Genomic DNA, 2206 nt, shown 5'->3' with positions numbered 1-2206 from the left:
TTTGGAACTGGCATCGGCGAATTTCTTGAAGTCGGCGGACGGGCCGCCCATGTAGGTCGGCGCGCCGAAGATGATGCCGTCGGCGGCGTCGAGCTCGGCCCAGCCGGCGTCGTCCAGATCGCCGACGGCCAGCAGTTTGGCGTCGGCGCCTGCATCGGTGGCACCTGCGAGGACGGCTTCGGCGGCTTTTTTCGTGTGACCATAGCCACTGTGATAAACGATGACGATTTTCGGCATGTCATTCCTTCTCTGCGACTCAACGTCGCGGGTTAAGCGGAAAGACCCAGTCTAGCAAGCCAAATTTCGGGCCGATTTGCGCACCTTGCAGAGGGTTTTGGTCACCGTCCGTAGGTCACCACGAGCTGCGCGCTGGACAGCGCCGTTGTGCGGATCTCGTGTTCGAACATGAGCGAGGGGCTGCTCTGGCGAAGGCGCAAGTCGGCGCTGTTGAGCGCGTAGACGGTGATGATGTATCTGTGTGGTTTGCCTTGCGGCGGACACGGTCCCGCATAGCCGTCGATGTCGAAATCATTGCGCGATTCGACCGCGCCGATCTTGCGCAGGAAGCCCGAGGCGCTTGCGTTTGACGGCAGTTTGACAACGCTTGCCGGGATCCCGGCGACAGCCCAGTGCCACCAGCCGCGCCCGGGTGCATCGGGATCGAAGATGGTTACCGCAAAGCTTTGGGTGTTGGCGGGCGCGTTGTGCCAGGAAAGCTGGGGGGAACGATTGCCGCCCTTGCAGTCGTTCTGATCGAAGACAAGGGAGAGCGGTGCTCGCTGATCTGCAACGATGTCGCTGCTTGTCAACGTGAATGGAACGGACGCAACAACTTCGGCGACTGCGTGCGGCGCATTTGATACCATCGCGGCGCAGAAAAACGGAAGCAGCAGTGAGCGGCGGGAGATTCGGAAACGAAAAACGCGGCAATCAGCGACGCGGTACACAGCACAAACCACAAGCCCGGTCCCCAAGCGCATGGTGCGAGTTCTCCTGTCTCGGGCGTGGCCAGAACTGGCGTTTCACCCTTTGTAACGATGTATTTTGTCTCAGAAATAGGATTAATGCTGCATTCAAGTTTAACATTGCGTGGGAAGGATAAAATTTTTCAAATGTTCGGCACACAACTCAGCAAGGGGCAACCAGTAGACTCGGGTTTCGCTGGGATTCCGATCTCCAGGCTGAAGGGGGTATGTAATGAACGCGGGCACACTGCCTATAATGCGCAAGGGATTTATCCATTTACGAGCGGGGGGTAAATAATGGGTCAACGGATAAAAGTCATTATCGCCGATGACCATCCTGTCATTCTGTTTGGCGCTGCGCAGGCATTACTGAAGTTTCCCGAAATCGAGGTGGTCGGGCAGGCGCGTCAATCCACGGAATTGATTCAGCTTTTGCAAAAGTCTCCGTGCGACGTGGTTGTGTCGGATCTTGCCATGCCGGGTGGCCAGTTCGGTGACGGCATGCCGCTCCTGGGTTATATCGGGCGACAATTTCCGACGGTGCGTATTGTTGTATTAACCATGCTGGAAAATCCCGCGCTGCTCAAACGCTTGCGTGAAGTGGGCGTCACGGCGGTAATCAACAAGTCAGACGATCTAAGTCACATTGGTCTCGCGATCGTGCATGTCATGCGCGGGCAGGAGTACATCGGACCCTCGGTGCGCATCGCCCTCGACAGCATGGGCTTGTCCGCGAGCGGTCAGCAACGCGACGTGGTGTTGTCCAAGCGCGAACTGGAAGTCGTGCGCTTATTTGTTTCGGGCATGACGATTACCGAAATTGCGGCGCAGTTGAAGCGCAGCATCAAAACAATCAGCACGCAAAAGAATACCGCCATGCGCAAACTCGGTATTGAAAGGGATTCGGAATTGTTTCAATATGCCCAAAGTAATGGTTTATTGAATTTGTCCGCGTATGTGGGCGATGGAAATCTCGACGATGAATTTCGCGCAGACATCGATTAACTGTTAAGTTTTTTGAAATGAAAATCCGCTCGTTGATGAAACGCGCGGATTTTTTATTTCATTGACGGTATGAAAATTACGGATTATTTCGGTGTTGCCATTACCCCGCCGTGCGCCGCCGACCAATCGGCCGGGGCGTGTAAAAATTGTTCAACTTCATCCAGCGTCTTTGTCTCAAAATAACCCGCCTCTTTGGCGACCCGTAATACGTCCCACCAAGTCGCAAGCGCGTGCAA

Annotated in this window: 3 protein-coding genes and 1 pseudogene; 1 reads left to right on the top strand and 3 read right to left on the bottom strand. The window is 55.3% G+C overall.

Annotated elements, in window-relative coordinates; all coding sequences use genetic code 11:
- Together ACFFAR_RS31345 and ACFFAR_RS31340 are read right to left on the bottom strand one after the other, a co-directional pair.
- Nucleotides 1–237 (bottom strand): flavodoxin family protein (locus tag ACFFAR_RS31345; protein WP_375509243.1); only part of this gene is annotated, 237 nt, incomplete at its 3' end.
- A 101-nt stretch (nt 238–338) separates the two neighbouring features.
- A complete protein-coding gene (locus ACFFAR_RS31340; RefSeq protein WP_174364445.1) occupies nt 339–866 on the bottom strand; it encodes a YbhB/YbcL family Raf kinase inhibitor-like protein in 528 nt (175 codons plus the stop codon).
- 396 nt (nt 867–1262) lie between these two features.
- On the opposite strand from ACFFAR_RS31340, the gene ACFFAR_RS31335 reads away from it, so the two are divergent.
- Complete coding sequence (locus ACFFAR_RS31335; protein ID WP_375509242.1) at nt 1263–1970, top strand: response regulator; 708 nt, start codon at nt 1263–1265, stop codon at nt 1968–1970.
- An 83-nt stretch (nt 1971–2053) separates the two neighbouring features.
- Here ACFFAR_RS31335 and ACFFAR_RS31330 read toward each other — a convergent pair.
- A pseudogene (locus ACFFAR_RS31330) lies at nt 2054–2206 on the bottom strand (orotate phosphoribosyltransferase); the annotation flags it as partial.

The sequence above is a fragment of the uncultured Caballeronia sp. genome, assembly GCF_964243625.1.
Taxonomy (GTDB): Bacteria; Pseudomonadota; Gammaproteobacteria; order Burkholderiales; family Burkholderiaceae; genus Caballeronia.
Note: the sequence above shows the minus strand (reverse complement) of the source record. Positions and strands in the feature narration are given on the sequence as shown.

Coding starts and splice junctions, on each gene's coding strand:
- ACFFAR_RS31340 (WP_174364445.1), bottom strand. CDS start 866: ATGGTATCAAATGCGCCGCACGCAGTCGCCGAAGTTGTTGCGTCCGTT.
- ACFFAR_RS31335 (WP_375509242.1), top strand. CDS start 1,263: ATGGGTCAACGGATAAAAGTCATTATCGCCGATGACCATCCTGTCATT.